We start from the raw sequence: 19,785 nt of genomic DNA, 5'->3' as shown, positions 1-19,785 counted from the left end.
TCACCACTAACTACTAGCCACTTTTTCACTCATTCCTATTCCCTTAAATAGTCCTAAACCGTCAGTATTACCTAGTACAGGATCAGAGGCGCGTTCGGGGTGTGGCATCATGCCGATGACGTTACCCTTAGCGTTGCAAATACCTGCAATGTTGTTGATTGAGCCATTCGGATTGTCACCGTAGTAGCGAAAGATGACTTGATTATTGTCTTCGAGTTGTTTTATAGTGTCTTCATTAGCATAAAATTGACCTTCGCCGTGCGCGAGCGGTAGAGTAATAATTTCTCCTTGTGTATAGCTTTGCGTCCACGGTAGATCAGTACGCTCGACTTTGAGCGGAACGCGATCGCAAATAAAATGCAAATCGCGATTGCGAATCAGCGCACCAGGCAATAATCCTGCTTCAGTTAATACTTGAAAACCGTTGCAAATTCCTAAAACAAACTTACCTTGCTCGGCGTGTTTGACAACTTGTTGCATCACCGGTGAAAAACGCGCGATCGCACCACAGCGAAGATAATCGCCATAACTAAAGCCACCAGGAATAATTACGACGTCAAGATCGCTAATATCCGTTTCTTCGTGCCATATCATCCGCGTTGGCTGCTGCAACAAATCGCGCGTAACATACGCAACATCGCGATCGCAATTTGACCCTGGAAACACGACAATTCCAAATTTCACGCTGACACTTCCTCTCGTTCAACTAAATCAAAGCGATAGTTTTCAATGACAGGGTTAGCGAGTAACTGATCGCAAATAATATTTAACTGCTGCCGCGCGCTATCCTCATCCTGGGCGCTTAAACTAAGTTCAATATACTTGCCAATTCGTACCTGCTCAACCGTATCGTAGCCCATATGCTGTAAACCAGACACGACAGCTGTGCCAGCAGGATCGAGAACTGAGGGTCGCAGAGTAACATAGATATGAGCCTGATATTTTCGCATCGCTTTGTTTTTCTTGAATCAATGCCACAACAGATGATCCTACCGTCTTCGTTCTATTTCTGATGTTAAAACTCAGCAGCTGATGACTGAATTGCCGAGTTGCTAAGTGCGTCTATACTTTTAGTAAAGTATAGTTATGACTCGCGTATCGGTTTGAGCTAGCTTATGAAAATCTCCAAGTTTGATTTTTAGATAGGAAAAATGCCGTAAGTGTATATGAAAGCCGAACGCACTCGCAGTCAGGAGCGAATCCTAAAATTGCTCAAAAGCATCAACAAAGCAATTTCTGCTCAAGATATTTATGTAGAGTTACGCAATCGCAACCAAAGCGTAGGGCTAGCGACAGTATATCGAGCCTTAGAAGCCTTAAAACTTGAAGGCGTAGTGCAAGTGCGGACACTGGCTTCTGGAGAATCGCTGTATAGTTCAGTGCAGCAAGATAAGCACCATTTGACTTGTTTGCAGTGTGGCAGATCGATTGCTATCAATCAATGCCCTGTACACGATCTAGAAACTCAATTGCACCAAGCCCACCAGTTCAAAATCTTCTACCACACCTTAGAGTTTTTCGGGCTATGTAATCAATGTCAGATGGCCCAAGCTGCGGGTGTAGGTGCTGAGTAGGAAGCTTCAGGGGCAGAGGAAGCAGAGGGGCAGAGGAGAAATACTATGTATAAATATTTTCCACTTGATCGCTAGTCACTAGCAACTAGACCTCCTGCATGAATCACAGACGCCCTCCGACTTCCTTCAGGGCTATCCAAGCAAAGTGTACCTTCGTACACTAAAACAAGATTTTTACGGATAAGACTAGGTCGGTGGACTCTGTTTTATTTAGCTAGCGAATTTATTCGCGATTCGCTTCACGCAGGAGGTCTACTCTTCTACTATCCACTAAATACTAACTACTAGTCACTCTTTGACTCGCTCCTCGGCTCTATTTAGTTAATGCGATCGCCATTCACCTGCGGTAAGTTATTAGAACCATCAGACACAATCGAACGCATTCCTTCGATCGTTGCAGGGATACTACGCGGGTCCATAAACATCACTTTACTACTGTCGCTACTACCGATTTTTGTTCCCATGTCGAGATAATTCTGTGCAATTAAAAATTGCAGCGCTTCTCGCGCCTCAGGACTCGTTTGCAGCGTTTTCGTGATGATTTGTAAAGCTTCTGCGGTTGCTTGGGCTTTGAGAACTTGCTGTTGACGTTCGGCTTGAGCGTGTAGAACAATTGTTTTTTGGTGCGCTTCCGCTTGGAGAATCGTTGCTTTTTGTTGCGCTTCCGCTTCCAGGATTTGGGCTTCGGCTCTACCTTTAGCGCTATTCACCGCCGATTCGCGCTCGCCTTCGGATGTCAATATTGCCGCCCGTTTGCGTCGTTCAGCAGACATTTGCAATTCCATCGATTCTTGAACCGCAAGCGAAGGAATAATATCTCGCAATTCTACTCGCGTAACTTTGACTCCCCAAGGATCTGTGGCAATATCTAAATCGCGTAATAATATTTCATTGATTTGAGCGCGAGCCGTAAACGTTTCATCTAGCTCTAATCTACCCATTTCTGAACGAATTTGCGTTAAAACCAAATTCACCATCGCTGATTGGAGATTTTCTACTCTGTACCAAGCTTTCTCCATATCAACAATCCGCCAGTACACAACCGCATCAACTTCAATGGAGACGTTATCGCGCGTAATGCACTTTTGTGGTGGGATGTCAAGCACTTTTTCTCGAATTGTTTCGCGAAAAACAACTTTATCGACGAAGGGAAAAACAAAGTTCAATCCAGGTTCGAGCTTTTTATTATAACTACCGAGTCTTTCTACCAACGCTTCGTTACCTTGATTGATAACTTTCACCGAACCTGCTAAAGCAGAACCACCCAGCGCTAAGGCGACAAGCAAAAATAATTCATTCATGTTCTTTTCTGTTGATGCTAAAGCTACTAATTTGGGAGATAGAGGCAGTTTTTAAATAGTTTGCAATGAGATAGAAAGCGAGAAACACTACTGTTGCAAAATCTGTTCTAACACATAGTGAAAGCTGTAAATTCTGCCATTCACTCACCCCTCACTCCTCGCCCCTCACCCCTTTCAATGCAACAGATCTTCTGGTACAACAATCAAAGTCGTACCTTCACGGCGGACAACATAGACTTTTTGAGAAGGCGCGATCGCTAAATGCCGATCCTCACACCGCGCCCGCCAAGAATTTCCTTCATAAATAACTCTCCCATCTCTACCAGCGGGAATTTCAGTTAATGTCTCAGCAATAAATGCCTCTTGTAGTTTTTTGCGCTTGGGTATCAATAAACGGCGCGACAGTAAGATCAAAGCCGCTGATAGCCCTAGCCACAAGAAAGCTTGCAAGCTCAATTGGGGAACGATTAATGATACTATTGCCACAACAAAGGCACTAAGCCCCATCATAAAAGCGACAAACGCCGTTGGTAGCACTAGTTCCATCAAACAGAGAATTGCCCCTGCTATTAACCATAATAGCGTGACGTTTATCGGCATCTTGGTGTTTAAATAGCTAAGTGCACAGTAATCTACTGATATAAGAAGTGGCTTGATCTGCTTCTAGACACGCTGCCATTATAGAATGCGCTAGCAAGAGATAATGACCTCAGACTGTATCATTAATACCAATCTAGCCCATGCTTCGTCTAATCAGGAGTAAGTTTAATTGAATTTAAAAGTTTTTTAAGCTCACGCAGTACCGCACTTCAACTCCCTGATCCCTGACCTCTGACCCCTCATTTATGGCTTAATGTGTATAACAAGGGACAATCTTATGCAAAGATAAAGAGGTTGTCTGGAATAAGCAATTGTATTGAATAATTTTGCATTGCTTCTTGAGAGGGAAACACTCTAATTACAAGTCTATGAAAGTTGGCGATCGCGTCCGCGTTAAAGAATCAGTCATTGTTTACCATCATCCCGAACATCGCGGTGAACCTTTTGATATCAAAGGCTTAGAAGGCGAGATTGTGAGTTTTGCTAATGAATGGCAAGGCAAACCAATCAGCGCTAATTTGCCAATTCAAGTTCAGTTTACTAAAAAGTTCAAAGCTCATCTGCGCGAAACTGAAATTGAGGTTTTATCATAGTTTGGATCTTGGCTAAGGGCGATGGAGATGATTTGTTATCTAACTCCTTGCCCGACGAAACCAACTAAAAATATTGATTTCACTACGCATTTGCTCTAATTCTTGTCTATGGCATTCGGCTGTGGTAAAATACCAATCACAATATTGTTGCAACTCTGTACGTATTTGGACTTCGTGATAAAATTGGCGTGTTGCTTGGTAAGTTGCAAAAATCTCCTGTGTTTCCGGTGGCAGCAGGGGGATGATGTAATGAAACTGGTTAGCCATGAGTTGAGCAAAAGAAGTCATCTTGCTGCAATTATAGCGATCGCGACAAAGAGAAATTTGTGTCTAAATGCATAATTTAGTAGCTAACTGATTGATTGACAAATCTTTTCTGGCTAGCGACTAGCGGTCGCGCCTACCCAGGCAAAGTCTGCCTTTGCAGACTAACAGCAGAGGTTCAGAGTTTCGTCTTTCTTACAACCAACCGCGTAAACGATAAACGACTAAACCAACATATTCTTTCAAAGCACGAGTAGACTGATACAATCGCTCGGCTTCTGGTAGTAAATTCAACAGTGCAGCTTCAGAAGAATTACTGATATATTGCATATCACCGCTTGCTAAAAAATCGGTAGGTGCGGGAATCGCTGAAATTTTTAGTTTATTAAAGATGGCAAGCGATCGCGGCATATGCATTGCAGAAGTGACGAGTAATACTTGATTAAACTGACGCGATCGCAGAATTTTTTTGACATTAACTGCATTTTCGTAGGTGTTGAGCGAGTCTGGTTCTTGAATAATTGCCGATTCTGGTACGCCCAACTGCTGCATAATAATTGCCATATCAGCAGATTCCGATGGACCAGCACCACTCCAATCGATCCGCCCACCGCTAAGAATTACGAAAGGCGCTTTTTTTTGATGATACAACTGTGCCGCATAAAACATGCGATCGCTTTCTTCAGATAAGTCTACAGAAGGGCGTGGCGGAAATGCAGGTTTAGTAGCACCGCCTAAAACGACGATAGCGTCAGCATTGGGTAATTGCTGGGGAATATTTTGAAATTCGAGCGATCGCACTAAAGATCGCGAAACCCAGCCGTTACTCGCCAATAACAAAACGACAAGGGCTATAGTTAACGCCGTTGATGCTTGACGCGGTTTTTTCCACAACGTTATTAAGGCAAATATGATGAGAATACACGCCAATCCTAGCGGGTAGAAAAATAAAGGTAATAGCTTTGATAAATACAAAAACATCTGTAAGTAAGTGGATAAAAATATAACGTATCTCAAAGGTTAGTAATTGGTAATTGCTCATTGGAAAAATACTTATTAAGAATCAACCATTACCGACCTCAAAAAGTGTGATAGTTTAATTATGCCCAGCTACTTATTAGAGCAAATTACGTTAGATTAGGCAAAAATTGGCTGTAAATCTAAAACAAATTCAGGAAGAATATTAGTAAGTTTGAGAACTAGGGGAAGTTGTAGAGTGACACTCATATTACATCAAATCCTAGGACTAATGCCAGAAAAAAGCGATCGCTTCTTCTCAAGTGTAATGAAAAGCGATCGCACTTCTTAAATCACGAACTATCGATAAGTTAATTTTGGTTCGGGCTGCGCATTAACGATTTCATTTGCTACTTTAAAATCTTGTGCGATTAAGCGTGCAGTCATTTTAGCCGACATCATGACGCTAGGAGTTCCTGCCCCTGGTTGCGTCCCCGCACCGACAAGATAGAGATTCGCAATATCTTCGCTGCGATTGTGCGGACGGAAAAACGCTGACTGGTACAACCGAGGTTCTGGACCAAAAGCATTACCTACATATGAATTAAGTGTATGCTCGAAGTAATCTGGCGTAATAAAGCTTTTGTGTACTAAACGCTCAGTCAATCCTGGTAAATAACCGCGTTCGTCGATAAACTTCAAAACCGTATCCGCCAGCGGTTCTCCCAATTGCTGCCAATCTAATTTAGAACCATTATGCGGTACAGGTAATAGAGTATATGCCGCATGATGACCAGGAGGAGCGAGCGATGGGTCGGTTAATGTGGGAACGTGTAAGTATTGTGAGAAATCTGCTGCTAAGATTTTACGTCCAAAGATATCTCTTAAAAGTTCTTCATAGCGTGGACCAAGGATGATCGTGTGGTGGCGCAGTTTGTCTGCTTCGCGCCCATCGGCTTTGAATCCAAAATAAATGACAAACAATGACATCGACTGTTGAGTGAGTTTGATGCGGGTGTCACTATTCCACCGTCGATATTTCGAGTCAATTAATTTACCGTAAGTATTTGCCCAATCGCCGTTAGATACTACCAAATCAGCATTTAATACGCTACCATCTGCTAAAGTGATACCTGTCGCAACTTTTTTGCGTCCTTGGCGCGTAACATTAATCTGGGTAACTTCGGCATTATAAAGCATTTTGCCGCCGAGTTCTTCAAATTTGCGCACAAAGCCATTCACAAGCGCGCCCGTACCACCCATCGCGAAATGAATACCCCAGGTTTTCTCGACAAAGTGAATCATCGCGTAAATTGCGGGAACAGATAGCGGATTTCCGCCAACTAGCAAAGTTTCAAAACTAAAAACTTGTCGCAGCTTGTCGCTTTTAAAATACTTGCTACTGAAGCTAAAGAGATTGCGCACCGCATCCAAGCGCATCAGATCGGGAGCAACTTTGAGCATCGATCCAACTGTGCCAAAGTGCGTGTAACCAAGTTCTAAAAAGCCGCGATCAAAAATTGCTTTTGCATCTTGGTGAAACCGTTCGTAGCCTTCTAAATCGCCAGGTTCGCCCAAGCGCTGAATCTGTTCGCGGGTATGCACTGGATCGCCATCGTAGTCGAAGAAAGAACCATCGTCGAAATAAATGCGATAAAACGGCAGAATCGGCACAATTTTGACATAACGACTCGTGTTTGAACCACCAGAAACACCAGTTTTAATTCTTTTACTTTCATCAACAATTTCATCTGGAAAATCTGGCGTTGCGAGATCTGCGCGATCGCGTTCGAGGGAAAACAGTTCTTCGATAAAATGGGGAACTGTGATCACCGTAGGTCCCATATCAAAAGTAAATCCATCCGCATGACGCACGTACGCCCGTCCACCAGGACTATCAAGTTTTTCTACAATGGTAGTGTCGAATCCCAAGCTTTGCAGGCGAATTCCCATAGCTAACCCACCGATACCGGCTCCGATCACAATAGCCTGCTGGCGACTCATACTCAACTCCTCTCAGGAATTTAACAATCTTTAATCTTTCCTTATTATGCCTTTATCTACAAGCGACGCGGCGATCGCAATGCCGACAAATCAATGTACAATCTCTGTCAATCGGTACAAAGAAAATTGTCTTGGAGGTTGGTAACTGATCATTGGTAAAAACCTTTGTTCGCTATCCATTACCATTTACCTATTACCCATTACCAAATCAAAATCCTTAAGCTCTCATGTGTCAACTGCTGGGAATGAACTGCAATGTTCCAACAGATATTTGTTTTTCGTTTGAGGGCTTTTCGGCGCGGGGAGGAAGAACCGACGAACATCAAGACGGTTGGGGAATTGCATTTTTTGAGAGTTTGGGATGTCGAATCTTTCTAGATGCTAAACCTGCGATCGCCTCTCCCGTTGCAAATTTAGTACGACGCTATCCGATTCACTCTACACACGTCATTGCACATATCCGTAAAGCAACTCAAGGTGGAATTGCGTTAGTTAATTGTCATCCATTTCAACGCGAACTCTGGGGACGATACTGGGTATTTGCGCACAATGGCAATCTTTTAGATTTTCACGCACAGACAACTTTTTACCAGCCCGTAGGTCAAACTGATAGCGAACGCGCCTTCTGCTTAATTCTCGAAACTTTACGACAAAGCTTTCCTACAGGCAAGCCTCCATTAAAACAACTATATCCTGTGTTGCGCGACATCACCGCATCGATTGCCGACAAAGGTATTTTTAACTATCTACTTTCTGACGGCGAACACTTTTTCACCTACTGCTCAACCAAGCTATGCTACATTGTCCGACAAGCACCGTTTGCGGCGGCACATTTAATCGATGAAGATATTACAGTAGACTTTCAGAAATTAACGACACCATGCGATCGCGTTGCGGTGATCGCCACAACTCCCCTGACTGATAACGAAGTTTGGACGCAGATTCACCCAGGAGAACTACTCGTCTTTCAGGATGGTTTACCTCATCAATTTTAGAATCAAAAAGTTCTCTTTAGTGAACAGTTGACAGTAAAGAGAGTGTGGGAAGACTTTGTCAACTGTTCACTAGATAGTTGACAAAGTTTAGCACTACAAAAAAACTCTTATCTTCGTGACTGACTAAAAGAAATGTGACACTCTCCTGTTTGGATCTAAACTAATCCCAGGAGAATGCCACTAATCACCTTGTCTTTTGTAAGTGGAGGTATCTTGGTATGAACGCTTTGTCTGTTGTATTATTGCAATAAATTCTTAATTAAATCAAGCGGTTGCTGATTAGATTTGAAAATTCAATACAAAGAGGAACGAGTAATAAACCTCTTGCAGAAATGCGTTGCTGAATGAGGAATGAATTTTTGAAATCATCAACCATTTGCTGCCCCCTAAATCCCCCAAATTTGGGGGACTTTGAGTGGTTCTTAGCCCCCCAGAATTGGGGAACCTGTCGTGTGCGGAGGTGGCGCGATCGCGGACTTCGTCGCCCCCCGTTGTAGCAAGTGGCGTCGAACTGGCGTGGGTTGGGGGCAATATCATACTGGATTCAGCAACGCGTGCATGAATGCGATCGCCTATAGCGCTGTCGGGAAAAGGCGAAAGGCGAAGGGTTAAGGGGCATTCATCTTACAGCGGTGATTGTGGTGCAACGTAGCTTTTGTTAAGATAGGATACTGTTTCCCATCACCGAATCATTGTCGTAAAACTAGATCGTCGGCTGGGACTAAGTTGAAAGATGATCAAAAGCCTTAACGCGCCAACAATTTAAAAGCAATCCCACCTAGTGTGGGACTAAATCTTACATTACCTTCGTTTCAACCGTTGGACAAAATAGTTCAAGGTAATTATACTAGTGGGAATTTTAAACGTCATGATAAAAAGACTTAAGCTAAATGCCCTATCGCGAATTTTTTAAGCAGTGCACAGGGTTCTCGCCGTATCCTTGGCAAGTGCATTTTTCGGCTTGGAGTGGTCAATCAATCGCTGTAGTCGCTGCGCCTACAGGGGCGGGTAAAGAATTTGGGGCAGTTATTCCTTGGCTTTACCTCCATAAAATGAGTATTCCCACAACAGCCCGATTAGTTTATGTATTGCCTACGCGATCGCTAGTAGAACAGGTTTATGAAAATACGCGTCAGGTTGTTGCTGCATCAGGGTTGCCGATTAAGGTGTATTGCTTGAAGGGAGGCTTCATTGAACACGGCTTTGAACAAGATTTAACTCAGCCTGCAATTCTCATTGGCACGCAAGATCAGCTATTGTCGCGGGCTTTAAATCGTGGATTTGGTGTATCGTGGGGACAACGCCCTCTGCACTGTGCAGCCTTGACTAACGATTGCCGTTGGGTCTTAGATGAGATTCAACTGACGGGTGTCGCCTACAGCACGCTGGTGCAACTTTATAAGCACTGGCAGGAGTTAGGAACTTTTGGGCGAACTCAGTTGTGCTTGATGTCTGCAACCTTTGATGACAGACCATTACAAGGGTTAGAGGTAGAGCGATTTGAGCTAGACACTGAAGATCTTGCTCATGCAGAATTGGCGGCAAAAGTGACTCGCCCGAAGCCTGTCTTTAGAGCCGCTGTTGAGGATGTTGTAGATGTTGCTGCTTTAGTGGAAGCTCATCACTTGCCAGGAAGCTTATCGCTTGTGGTTGTTAATACCGTAGAGCGCGCGCGCGAAATTGGCAGATTAATATCAAATTTAGCGCCACTGGTGATCCACAGTCGGTTTTTAGGCATTGACCGCGAGAAGTTACAGCAGAAACTCAAGGGTTATCAAGGAGTCATTGTTGCGACTCAAGTCGTAGAAGCAGGGGTAGATCTAGATGCCGATCTGCTGATTACAGAACTATGTCCTTGGTCTTCGTTTGTGCAGCGGTGTGGGCGGTGTGGGCGCAAGCGAACAGAGAATACAGTGCAGATTCATTGGCTTGACTATCAACAAGAATGGAAACCGCGTCCTTATGATGCTACAGAATGTGAAGCAACCCGCGATCGCTTAGTGCAACTACCAGATGCAAGTCTCTATAACCTTGCTCAAATTCCTTTACCAAAGCTGGATTTACCAAGTTACCAGTTGACGAAGCGCGATGTCGAAACGTTCTTCTGCACCCACTACAAAAACCGAGACACAACATACACAATTTCCCAATATGTTCGCGATCCGACGGCTTTCACAGTAGCAGTCGTGTGGTCGATTGAGCGACCAAAGTGCTTGCCGCATCAAAAATTTACCTGCCCAGTTCCGACTCAGGAACTAAAAGATTTCTGCAAGTCTTATAGTGTTATCCCGCGAGTTTGGGGTGAGGATACTTGGGAGAAAAAGGAACCAGAAGACGGTGATGTTGTGTGGCTACCACTCGCTGCTGGTGGCTATTCATCAGAAAGAGGATGGACGGCAAACCCTGATGATAAATGCCAAGCATACAGTTTGGAAGTCGAACCAGAGTACAATGACCCGCCTTTTCCCTATGCTTTATCGCTAGGAATTCACTTGCAAGATACCGAAGCAGCGTTGCGCGAAGTGATTCCCTATCTCCAAATGCTGAAAATTCCTGAAAGGCTCATCGAGGAACTTTGTCGCTGTGCGCGGTGGCATGATTGGGGTAAAGCACATCAGGTTTGGCAAGCATATGCACAGGCTCAAGGAGAACTCTTAGCAAAGTCTACAAATTACAGTTCCCCAGTGCAAATGAAAGGCTATCGCCATGAGTTAGCAAGTGCGATCGCTGCGGCTAGTCAAGGTGCTTCGTTTCTGTCGCAATACCTGATTGCGGCGCATCATGGCAAAGTCCGCGATAGCTTGATGCCTACTAACCCTAACGAACGATTTAACGCCAAAGTTTTAAGAGGTGTTGAGTTGGGGACGCACTTACCCAAAGTTGAGATTTCAGGCGTTGAGACACTACCTGCTGTGGAATTGTCATTTTCTGGTAGCTGGAAGCAACAATTCAGGAATTTGCTGCGCGAGTACGGACCATTCAGACTAATTTACCTCGAAGCCATAATTCGCAATGCGGATGTGAAAGCATCTCAATATCGTGAGGAGCAAGCAAAAAATGGTAACAGCAACTAAGGCAGTCGCCTTTCCTCATCTGACACCCACAACTGCGATCGCATGGTTAAAAGCCGTGGGATTATTGCGGTTGTCTGGAGCTAGAGGTTACTGGGATAACTGTTTTTATTTATTAGATGTATCGGCAGAAAATTTAGTAGAGAACCTCCTCAACTATCAACCCAAACCTTTTGTTAGCCCTTGGAATAGCTACAGCCTCTTCAACAAAGCCGAAGGGTTAGCAGCCGTTTTAGCATCTCAATCAAAGCGCTATAGATTAATGCGCGAGGGATACACAGAACTACAAGATGCAATGCAATCGTTGGATACCGCAGGACAATCAGCGGCGCAAAAGAAGCTAACGCTGATGGCTGATCTCCCTAGGCGAGTGAGTAACCATCACTGGTTGGAATGGATTAATGCAGTCGGGCTAATGACCAACACGCAAACAGGACCAAGGTTTCTTTGTAATGACTTACTCGGAACTGGCGGTAATGTGGGCACTACGGATTTCTGTACAGCTTACTTCCAAGTTTGCACGCAACTCTGGGATTTGGATACTGGAGAACCAGCGGTTGATACAGAAGCCTTCATTCGAGCTTCCGTGTTGGGTGAGCCGCAGCCAAAAACACTTCTTGCGCAAGCCTTGTTAGGTCATACCTATCCTGCTGCTGACTATTTCGATGACTTAGCTCCTGCGGGTACGTCTTTAGCAGACTATTTAGACAACGGCGGTAGGTCATCTCAATTGGCTAATCCTGTTGACTTGATTCTTTATCTCGAAGGAGCGACCACGTTTACAGGTAAAGCAATTCCGCGCAATGAAGTTGAAGAAGGCGGTCAAGAATACACAATAGCTGCTTACCCACTGCTTTTAGAGGTGAATTCTGGGAGTGCAGATACGAGCGATCGCACTGGGCGGGCGTATGAAGTTTGGCTACCTTTGTGGGAGCAACCAATGGACTGGGAAGACTTTCAAGATATAGTCACAACCGACTTGGCGTTTCGGCTCAAAAATCAGGTCGTCGATACCATCGATATGCTCGATGTCATTACTCAAGCAAATGACTATTGCGGAGAACTATCCCGATTTGCTCGATTTGGTCTTTGGACGCGAAAAGGGCAGGGCAAATACCTAATTTATGTAGGACTTGCTACCCCTGGAAAGACAGATTTTGGCGCTGAATTAAGAAAATGGCGACTGCAAGCGCGTCCTAGCGAAAAACAACCGCAAGCACAATACAACCTACTCACAACGATTCAGAAAACGCTTTATCGCCTGCAACAAGGTAATGCGGAGGCGACTACGGCGATTCGTGTTTTAGGGCAGTTAGAGGTGTTGCATAGTCGGGTTCAGACCAAAGTGCCTCCAGTTCCGCAATTAAAAGAGAAATGGGTTGAAGCAGTTTATCAAGAATATCCGATTGTAGAAGTTGAGTTAGCCGCTGCATTGGCTAGTACTGCACCGACACACGTAAATTCTGGTCATGCGTACCCGTTTCGACGGCTGTTGTCATCGGCAAGATATGACAAAAAGAAAGACACTTGGTTTTGGTCGGATGAACATCATGACAAGCTGAAGACGTTTTCTTTAGAAGCGTTGTGCGTATCTCTACTTCATTTATGGAATGAAGTTTGGGAAAGAGATAAATATCATCCCGCCCACGGCTGGACGTATCAGGCTAGTCCAGATGCGATCGCCGCCTTCATCGCTGGACGCACCAACGATCAGCTAATTCTAGAGTTAGCCTTGGGATTCGCACTTTGTAGAATTCCTAGCTTTTTAGCACCTTTTTCTCATACTCAGCCTTTGCCAGAGCCTTACAAATATGCAGCTTCACTTCAGTGGAGTCGCAATACGTCGCTGAGCGCTCAGACGGTAAATGCTTTATTGGCTGGCTCTACTGTACCGCTAAGTCGGCAACTTGCCGCAATGCAAAAGCCAGTCGTCTTGCCGAGTGCGATCACCATTGGTAAACGCTGTGCGCTGGCGCTTGTTTTTCCCTGTCAACCTTTTCATCAATTAGGAGAAGCTCATGCTTAACGTGATTACTGTTGAATTTGAATCTGCCCTGCCAACTGTTAAACCTCCTACTTTTTTAGATGTCGGTGTTTCTCAAGCCTATTTACCTTGGGAACAGCGGCTTGATGTTTTATTACACACACCGCAAGCAACAGCTAATTTAATTGAAGACAGTATTTGGGATAGCGTTAATCATACTCTAATTCCCGAACTTACTGGATTACCCTTTGTTGACATTTATACAAAATCTGGGCAGTACGTCGCTAGCACTTTAGATCTACCGCACCGTTTGGGGACTGGCTATCTACTCAAGAACAAACACGCCCAACTCGATGGGCAACGGTTTCGTGAAGGCTTGCGACAGCGGATTAGACACAGCGGAGTTTATCAAGCTGTGTTTGCGTTGTGTCCTATGAGTATCGTGCTAGGCAGTTTCTATACCCATATTGCTGGAGCATACCGCATTCCGCGAGTTTTATCTGGCGAGTTTGTAGCAGAAAATGCAATTTCCATGCCGACTGGCGGGGCGGTTCACGATCCGGTTTCTGCGCGTGGCAAAGGAGTCAACCTCAAGCATATGTTTGCTGTCAAAAATGACAAGGATCAGGCGGTGAAAAAACCGAGTGAAGCAGGTTTGGGAAATATCGTTTACGTACGTGAAAGCTTTAAGGCACAACGCTATCTCGGACGATTTGTGATTGATACTCGTCTAGTTGATAAATCCAACTTAGATAGTCGAGCTAAGCATCTGATTCAGGTACTGAGTGAGTATCTCGTCCGCCGCTTACTGTCTGAGCCTGTGACGTTACGAACTGAATGTTACTTGATACCCAAGTCAGAGACAGGTTTGCAGAAATTGCCTCCTCTTGAGCAATTAGAGCAGCAAATTCTAGCTGCGATTGAAAATTGTGCGGATCTGTTTGAAAAAGTACGAGTTATCGTACCGGATGAGCAAATCCAGATTGCTGAAGAAGAGGAAGCTGTTGAACATGATCCACATTAAAATTCAATTCCACACCAATCAATATCAAGCTTGTGCTTGGGGGAACCTCCACGCGGAGGGAGTTATTGACTGGCCCCCTGCTCCCTGGCGTATTCTGCGATCGCTCGTTGCAGGAGCTTACAATGTGAATCTATCGGAGAAATACCAGCCAATATTGAAGGCGTTACTGCACAAGTTGGCTTTTGTACAGCCGAGTTATACTTTGCCACCTACGACTTATATTCAGCATCGTAGTCCCCGCCCGCAGGTCAACTTGAAAACGGCTAAGGTAGGTCCAGGGAAAACGCTCTACTCCGCAGGTTTGCTTATGTCTAGTCATCAGCACGACCTTTATGTACATTGGTCAGTGACACTGGCGGAAATAGAAGAATTAGTGTTGAGCTTATGCTTGTCTGGGTTAACGTATTTTGGTCGCAAAGAGTCGGTAGCAACGATGAAGCTAGTAGACACAGCACCAGAACCGAACGCTGAACCAGATGCGCAAGGAACACGGATCGTTGCGATCGCCAATCCGGATCTGGATGTAGATGCGCTATGGAATACATTGAACTTGTCTGCGCATGAAAACTATGGAGTCAATCGTTCAGCGGTGTTTCCTGGTATCCGATGGGCTACTTATCGAATTAACCAACAACTCCAAGTACAACAGCAAGCGGATGAGCAGCAGCGTACGCATAGTGTCACGCTAGCAGTTTCAGGTTCTCCTAAACTTCCATTGAACTTAGCGCTCAAACTGACGCATCGGTTGCATCAAGCTTTGATTAGTCGTTGTCCTGCACCCGTTTTTACTGGACAGGAAATGGGTGAACCAAGTAGAAAGCACGAGCATACAATTTTTCAATGTCTTCCAGATCGTACAGGGCGTTATGTTGAGCAAGTCAGACTTTACAGCTACAGTGGCTATAGCTTGGAAGCATTAGCTGCGATCGCCTGTTGTTCTGAGTTACCACGAGTTGCTCGTGGTTATGATCTCAAGCTGGCGATCGCTGATATAGGAAGCAATGAGCAAGTTTCTGAGGATTGGATATCGTCTACACCGTTTTTTCTTTCCCGATTTCCTGCTGTTCGTCGCGGTAAACCTCGGATGCTGGTAGCGCGTTACCAAAAGGATGGTCCAGAACATCAAGTTCTTCAATATTTGCAATATCTTCCCTGGCTAAACCTTCAGGGAACTCCTACTTACCGAGAGTACAAAGATCATTTAGCGCTCTGTCTCGATGGCAAGGTTGCTGTTGTCGCATCTTGTCAGGTATTTCCAGGATTTTGGAAATGGGAATCTGAGTGCCGTCAGGGTAAGAAGGTGGGGCAAGTTGGCTATCAAGTGCAGTTAAAGTTTGCAACTATGGTGGCTGGACCAATTATCCTAGGGTATGCAGCGCACTACGGCTTAGGTGCTATGATTCCTATGCGCGAGTGGGTAGGTGTTTATCAGGGAATCGTTCAGAATAACGACATGCTAACGACTTCAGCGAATTAGTTCGTTCTAGATTCGCGCAGAAAGCTGAAACGGTTATATATTAAGGAGTTCAAGTATCTTCTTGTACTTGTGAAACAGTGATGAGTATAATTGTGTTGGCAAATGCGAAGGCATTCGCGCACCCGAACCTTGAAAACCTCATACAGAAAAAATTCGAGAGAGCCGCTGTAGAAATCCCTTTTATTGAAGGGACTAAATTGAAACCGGATTGTAACCCTTTTCTAACGTAATCGATAGTGTAGAAATCCCTTTTATTGAAGGGACTAAATTGAAACTGAGTGAAGTTGCAAAGTTTAGCAATCGAAGTACTGTAGAAATCCCTTTTATTGAAGGGACTAAATTGAAACGACTTACTGCAACAGCTTTGTATTTCCCTGCAAAGTAGAAATCCCTTTTATTGAAGGGACTAAATTGAAACATCAAAAGCCATAGTTTGTCCTGTAGATACACCCAAGGTAGAAATCCCTTTTATTGAAGGGACTAAATTGAAACTTTGAAGCCATGCAAATGTATTGATTAGGCGATCGCAAGTAGAAATCCCTTTTATTGAAGGGACTAAATTGAAACAAAAACTCGCTGCATATTACTGGGTTAGCCGTCGGTAGAAATCCCTTTTATTGAAGGGACTAAATTGAAACAAGAGTTGAGTCGCCACAAGCGAGGGCAATACTCGTAGAAATCCCTTTTATTGAAGGGACTAAATTGAAACGTGTTCTGTGATTTGATTCATTGCTTTACGCGCGTAGAAATCCCTTTTATTGAAGGGACTAAATTGAAACGGCGAAATGGATGGCGTTAGGCACAATTCCTTGCGGTAGAAATCCCTTTTATTGAAGGGACTAAATTGAAACATTTTAAGCAAGTATAACGACGAATACTTACTTCGGTAGAAATCCCTTTTATTGAAGGGACTAAATTGAAACAAAAAATTGAATTTGCTGTGCGTGGTGGCAATATTGAGTAGAAATCCCTTTTATTGAAGGGACTAAATTGAAACGCCTTTGTTTTTTTAAACAAGTTTTTGTTAAACTTTGTAGAAATCCCTTTTATTGAAGGGACTAAATTGAAACCAAGCGTAATTCCAGTAAAAGCTCCTGCCCCCGCAGGTAGAAATCCCTTTTATTGAAGGGACTAAATTGAAACAATATATTGCCAGATCGAAGCTGTGTCCCAAAACCCGTAGAAATCCCTTTTATTGAAGGGACTAAATTGAAACACTAGCACCACCTTGTTTGGGTACTTTAAAAAACTTGTAGAAATCCCTTTTATTGAAGGGACTAAATTGAAACGCAGGACTTGGAAGGGAATAAAACGGGTGCCTTAATTAAGTAGAAATCCCTTTTATTGAAGGGACTAAATTGAAACAGCGATTGATTCCGTATACCCACAAAATGCATCAAGTAGAAATCCCTTTTATTGAAGGGACTAAATTGAAACGCAGTAAATCGTAAAAGATTTTCCACGATTCTTCGTAGAAATCCCTTTTATTGAAGGGACTAAATTGAAACCATCTCTGCAATGTTACGGGCCACCTTGAGTGCTGTAGAAATCCCTTTTATTGAAGGGACTAAATTGAAACGGATTCCGTGTAAATCGCTTGCTTTGCGGTTACAGGGCGTAGAAATCCCTTTTATTGAAGGGACTAAATTGAAACATACCGCTATCGTTGCGGGCTGGTATATTAAAGAGGTAGAAATCCCTTTTATTGAAGGGACTAAATTGAAACGTCGCAAGACGTATCGTAGAAGATCGCAATAAAAACGTAGAAATCCCTTTTATTGAAGGGACTAAATTGAAACAAAGAATTTTCAATAACTTTTAGCCATGCGATCGCGTAGAAATCCCTTTTATTGAAGGGACTAAATTGAAACTTTACCAGTCTTTGTTCGCCAATAGCAAGCTGCGGTAGAAATCCCTTTTATTGAAGGGACTAAATTGAAACGATGCCGTCCTTGGTCCAAAGCCAAATCTTTTGCGTAGAAATCCCTTTTATTGAAGGGACTAAATTGAAACTTTTGTGATTACTTTGTCGATGTACTCAACTTTTGTAGAAATCCCTTTTATTGAAGGGACTAAATTGAAACAAAGCGCTTACTCTGCTGAAATTATTAGGAGCTTGGTAGAAATCCCTTTTATTGAAGGGACTAAATTGAAACTATTGCTGAAGTACCTTGTAACTCGTATTACGAAGAGTAGAAATCCCTTTTATTGAAGGGACTAAATTGAAACTTAGCATTGCGGGGAATGCAAGGATAAACACTTGAAGTAGAAATCCCTTTTATTGAAGGGACTAAATTGAAATACAATATGGAGCTTACACAAGTAAAGTGTGAATTAACTAATAGCAGGATTCACGACCATTTTATGGTGCAATAAATCACCTCACTGATGCTGCTTTAATAGCAGAAGCTAGTGTCGACTATAACATCGAAGATATAGCGATGCTGCTCGATATAATCAAGACCATTAGTACTATTGGTCTTGATCTTCTACGTATCAGATCCAAAGCTGATAACTAATACTTAAAATCCACGTATATATATGAGTAGCGCTCTCTCTCGTGTATATACGTAGTATAACCTGAGTTCGGGTTAAGCACTTTGAGATAAAAGCCAGTCCATCTGAAGGCTGGGTTTCTTAGGTTGATGGCAATAAGCGATTAATCCACACAGAACGTTAACGCAAAAATTCACAGGACTACGGTGCCTGGAATGTTCAATCTGAGAAATATTCTTGAGTTGGTCGTTAATAGTCTCAATAATGGAACGTTTACGGGATAAAAGCTTGTCATGCAGAAGCATCAACTTGTTTTTCATATTGCGCCGAGGTTTAGCAAAAAACTGAATACCGAAGTCTTCTAAAAGTTGAGCTGCCAGTTTTTGAGAAACATAACCTCTATCGGCAAAAATCTTGCCAAACAGCTGACTAAGTAAATCAGGAACTGGCTGACGGTCATCAACATTACCAGGAGTGATAGTCACATTTAAGAGTTGACCAAGTTCATTGACGACAATATGAAGTTTGAAACCATAAAACCAGTCCACAGAAGTTTTGCCACGAGCCGCTAAACCTTGAAACACTTTGTGTTGAGCAATCCGTCGATTATGACAGACTTTTAAGCTTGTCGAATCTATCAAACCGATACCTGTACATTTTCCAAAACAATGCTTGAGGTAAACGCACAACGGTATCAAGGTCGATGGTAGCCATTCAATAAATCTTTGATAACTCGGAAGACCTGGAAAAGCATCACTCCAATATCGTTTCACTTGATTCAAATAAAAATACTTAAAATTTCGGTAGTGATTCTGATGAAACGCAATCAGTATCGTCATTATCTCACTCCAACATAGACCTTTTGAACGATTACGTTTTATTCCTCCATGACTTAATAGCTTTTTGTGCCACTGCGCTTCAAAAGCCTTACAGAAATCATCTACATGGCAAAACAAAGCCTCTAAACTAAACATAGGGCAGGTTGCTGGATTTGTCGTTATTTTCAGCTTACTACCTGCCCCTTTCCTTATCCCGAACTCAGGTTAGTATAATTAACACGCAAGACTACATTAACAACAACATATTTCGTGATGCCGTGCGGGACAATAACGGTAAATTCTCAGTGGCCTATGACGCGCATAAAACCCTTAGATCTATTAGGCTTACCGATACTACGTGGCAGAGTTTAGGCGAACTTGCCGATACTCTCAATACCTCCCGAACTGACATTATCAAGAAGTGGACAAGAGATAAAAAAAACACCACAAGAAATCATTCTCAAAGCTATCAATCAATTCATCGAAGATAAACAGCAAGGATATGGTAGCCATCCCGCACAAAAGGGAAAATTTAAGTATAGTCGCTCGTGGGATTACCTATTGCAATTTAAGTCGCTGATTGAAAATGCCGTGTGGGAATTACTAGGAGAGGAGGAACTAAGATAA

At 43.4% G+C, this 19,785-nt stretch carries 17 protein-coding genes and 1 CRISPR repeat array; of the genes, 9 read left to right on the top strand and 8 right to left on the bottom strand.

Annotation, left to right across the window (positions count from 1 at the left end):
* Positions 1–6: 6 nt before the first annotated feature.
* On the bottom strand, positions 7–684 hold the full coding sequence (gene purQ / locus GLO7428_RS09895; protein ID WP_015188424.1) for a phosphoribosylformylglycinamidine synthase subunit PurQ: 678 nt from the start codon (positions 682–684) through the stop codon (positions 7–9).
* A complete protein-coding gene (gene purS, locus GLO7428_RS09890; protein WP_015188423.1) occupies positions 681–950 on the bottom strand; it encodes a phosphoribosylformylglycinamidine synthase subunit PurS in 270 nt (89 codons plus the stop codon). The genes purQ and purS overlap by 4 nt, the downstream gene beginning before the upstream one ends.
* 216 nt (positions 951–1,166) lie before the next feature.
* Here purS and GLO7428_RS09885 point away from each other — a divergent pair, with 216 nt between their 5' ends.
* Entirely contained in the window at positions 1,167–1,574 is a 408-nt protein-coding gene (locus tag GLO7428_RS09885) for a Fur family transcriptional regulator (protein ID WP_015188422.1), read from the top strand.
* Positions 1,575–1,891: 317 nt separating this feature from the next.
* Here GLO7428_RS09885 and GLO7428_RS09880 read toward each other — a convergent pair whose 3' ends face one another.
* Both GLO7428_RS09880 and GLO7428_RS09875 read right to left on the bottom strand, forming a co-directional pair.
* On the bottom strand, positions 1,892–2,875 hold the full coding sequence (locus tag GLO7428_RS09880; RefSeq protein WP_015188421.1) for an SPFH domain-containing protein: 984 nt from the start codon (positions 2,873–2,875) through the stop codon (positions 1,892–1,894).
* A 174-nt stretch (positions 2,876–3,049) separates the two neighbouring features.
* Complete coding sequence (locus tag GLO7428_RS09875; protein WP_015188420.1) at positions 3,050–3,475, bottom strand: NfeD family protein; 426 nt, start codon at positions 3,473–3,475, stop codon at positions 3,050–3,052.
* Between the two features lie 368 nt (positions 3,476–3,843).
* On the opposite strand from GLO7428_RS09875, the gene GLO7428_RS09870 reads away from it, so the two are divergent.
* The gene (locus GLO7428_RS09870; RefSeq protein WP_015188419.1) at positions 3,844–4,068 is read left to right on the top strand and encodes a ferredoxin-thioredoxin reductase variable chain; all 225 of its coding nucleotides are present in this window, start codon (positions 3,844–3,846) and stop codon (positions 4,066–4,068) included.
* A 39-nt stretch (positions 4,069–4,107) separates the two neighbouring features.
* Here the strand turns inward: GLO7428_RS09870 and GLO7428_RS09865 are convergent, their stop codons facing one another.
* The 3 genes from GLO7428_RS09865 to crtI form a co-directional block, all read right to left on the bottom strand.
* A complete protein-coding gene (locus GLO7428_RS09865; protein WP_041919048.1) occupies positions 4,108–4,335 on the bottom strand; it encodes a hypothetical protein in 228 nt (75 codons plus the stop codon).
* 192 nt (positions 4,336–4,527) lie between these two features.
* Positions 4,528–5,313 (bottom strand): YdcF family protein, encoded by a 786-nt coding sequence (locus tag GLO7428_RS09860; protein WP_015188417.1) that lies wholly within the window; start codon positions 5,311–5,313, stop codon positions 4,528–4,530.
* 336 nt (positions 5,314–5,649) lie between these two features.
* Positions 5,650–7,293 carry a phytoene desaturase family protein gene (crtI, locus tag GLO7428_RS09855; RefSeq protein WP_015188416.1) on the bottom strand — a complete coding sequence of 548 codons (1,644 nt, stop codon included), beginning with the start codon at positions 7,291–7,293 and terminating at the stop codon, positions 5,650–5,652.
* A 227-nt stretch (positions 7,294–7,520) separates the two neighbouring features.
* Here crtI and GLO7428_RS09850 point away from each other — a divergent pair, with 227 nt between their 5' ends.
* The 6 genes from GLO7428_RS09850 to csb2 all read left to right on the top strand — a co-directional run bounded on the left by GLO7428_RS09850 (position 7,521) and on the right by csb2 (position 15,844).
* Positions 7,521–8,288 (top strand): class II glutamine amidotransferase, encoded by a 768-nt coding sequence (locus GLO7428_RS09850; protein WP_015188415.1) that lies wholly within the window; start codon positions 7,521–7,523, stop codon positions 8,286–8,288.
* A 450-nt stretch (positions 8,289–8,738) separates the two neighbouring features.
* Positions 8,739–8,900 (top strand): hypothetical protein, encoded by a 162-nt coding sequence (locus GLO7428_RS27745; RefSeq protein WP_155823673.1) that lies wholly within the window; start codon positions 8,739–8,741, stop codon positions 8,898–8,900.
* A gap of 278 nt (positions 8,901–9,178) precedes the next feature.
* Positions 9,179–11,362 (top strand): CRISPR-associated helicase Cas3', encoded by a 2,184-nt coding sequence (gene cas3 / locus GLO7428_RS09845; protein WP_015188414.1) that lies wholly within the window; start codon positions 9,179–9,181, stop codon positions 11,360–11,362.
* A complete protein-coding gene (csx17, locus tag GLO7428_RS09840; RefSeq protein WP_015188413.1) occupies positions 11,346–13,385 on the top strand; it encodes a type I-U CRISPR-associated protein Csx17 in 2,040 nt (679 codons plus the stop codon). Before cas3 ends, csx17 begins: the two co-directional genes overlap by 17 nt.
* On the top strand, positions 13,378–14,367 hold the full coding sequence (cas7u, locus tag GLO7428_RS09835; protein ID WP_015188412.1) for a type I-U CRISPR-associated RAMP protein Csb1/Cas7u: 990 nt from the start codon (positions 13,378–13,380) through the stop codon (positions 14,365–14,367). The genes csx17 and cas7u overlap by 8 nt, the downstream gene beginning before the upstream one ends.
* Positions 14,354–15,844, top strand: coding sequence for a type I-U CRISPR-associated protein Csb2 (gene csb2, locus GLO7428_RS09830; RefSeq protein ID WP_015188411.1), 1,491 nt, complete (start codon positions 14,354–14,356; stop codon positions 15,842–15,844). The genes cas7u and csb2 overlap by 14 nt, the downstream gene beginning before the upstream one ends.
* A 167-nt stretch (positions 15,845–16,011) precedes the next feature.
* Positions 16,012–18,146: direct repeats of the CRISPR family, unit length 37 nt; unit sequence GTAGAAATCCCTTTTATTGAAGGGACTAAATTGAAAC.
* 289 nt (positions 18,147–18,435) lie between these two features.
* Here csb2 and GLO7428_RS09825 read toward each other — a convergent pair.
* Positions 18,436–19,314: an IS982 family transposase gene (locus tag GLO7428_RS09825; protein ID WP_015186563.1), complete on the bottom strand. Its 879-nt coding sequence runs from the start codon at positions 19,312–19,314 to the stop codon at positions 18,436–18,438.
* Between the two features lie 222 nt (positions 19,315–19,536).
* Here GLO7428_RS09825 and GLO7428_RS09820 point away from each other — a divergent pair, with 222 nt between their 5' ends.
* Positions 19,537–19,785: a hypothetical protein gene (locus tag GLO7428_RS09820; protein ID WP_041918580.1), complete on the top strand. Its 249-nt coding sequence runs from the start codon at positions 19,537–19,539 to the stop codon at positions 19,783–19,785.

The sequence above is a fragment of the Gloeocapsa sp. PCC 7428 genome, assembly GCF_000317555.1.
Lineage (GTDB): Bacteria > Cyanobacteriota > Cyanobacteriia > Cyanobacteriales > Chroococcidiopsidaceae > Chroogloeocystis.
Note: the sequence above shows the minus strand (reverse complement) of the source record. Positions and strands in the feature narration are given on the sequence as shown.

What these genes read in the sequence shown, in the direction of transcription:
- GLO7428_RS09885 (WP_015188422.1), top strand. Translation starts at nt 1,167, where the DNA reads ATGAAAGCCGAACGCACTCGCAGTCAGGAGCGAATCCTAAAATTGCTC.
- crtI (WP_015188416.1), bottom strand. Translation starts at nt 7,293, where the DNA reads ATGAGTCGCCAGCAGGCTATTGTGATCGGAGCCGGTATCGGTGGGTTA.
- cas3 (WP_015188414.1), top strand. Translation starts at nt 9,179, where the DNA reads ATGCCCTATCGCGAATTTTTTAAGCAGTGCACAGGGTTCTCGCCGTAT.
- csb2 (WP_015188411.1), top strand. Translation starts at nt 14,354, where the DNA reads ATGATCCACATTAAAATTCAATTCCACACCAATCAATATCAAGCTTGT.
- GLO7428_RS09870 (WP_015188419.1), top strand. Translation starts at nt 3,844, where the DNA reads ATGAAAGTTGGCGATCGCGTCCGCGTTAAAGAATCAGTCATTGTTTAC.
- GLO7428_RS09825 (WP_015186563.1), bottom strand. Translation starts at nt 19,314, where the DNA reads ATGTTTAGTTTAGAGGCTTTGTTTTGCCATGTAGATGATTTCTGTAAG.
- GLO7428_RS09875 (WP_015188420.1), bottom strand. Translation starts at nt 3,475, where the DNA reads ATGCCGATAAACGTCACGCTATTATGGTTAATAGCAGGGGCAATTCTC.
- csx17 (WP_015188413.1), top strand. Translation starts at nt 11,346, where the DNA reads ATGGTAACAGCAACTAAGGCAGTCGCCTTTCCTCATCTGACACCCACA.
- GLO7428_RS09880 (WP_015188421.1), bottom strand. Translation starts at nt 2,875, where the DNA reads ATGAATGAATTATTTTTGCTTGTCGCCTTAGCGCTGGGTGGTTCTGCT.
- purS (WP_015188423.1), bottom strand. Translation starts at nt 950, where the DNA reads ATGCGAAAATATCAGGCTCATATCTATGTTACTCTGCGACCCTCAGTT.
- GLO7428_RS09860 (WP_015188417.1), bottom strand. Translation starts at nt 5,313, where the DNA reads ATGTTTTTGTATTTATCAAAGCTATTACCTTTATTTTTCTACCCGCTA.
- GLO7428_RS09850 (WP_015188415.1), top strand. Translation starts at nt 7,521, where the DNA reads ATGTGTCAACTGCTGGGAATGAACTGCAATGTTCCAACAGATATTTGT.
- GLO7428_RS09865 (WP_041919048.1), bottom strand. Translation starts at nt 4,335, where the DNA reads ATGGCTAACCAGTTTCATTACATCATCCCCCTGCTGCCACCGGAAACA.
- cas7u (WP_015188412.1), top strand. Translation starts at nt 13,378, where the DNA reads ATGCTTAACGTGATTACTGTTGAATTTGAATCTGCCCTGCCAACTGTT.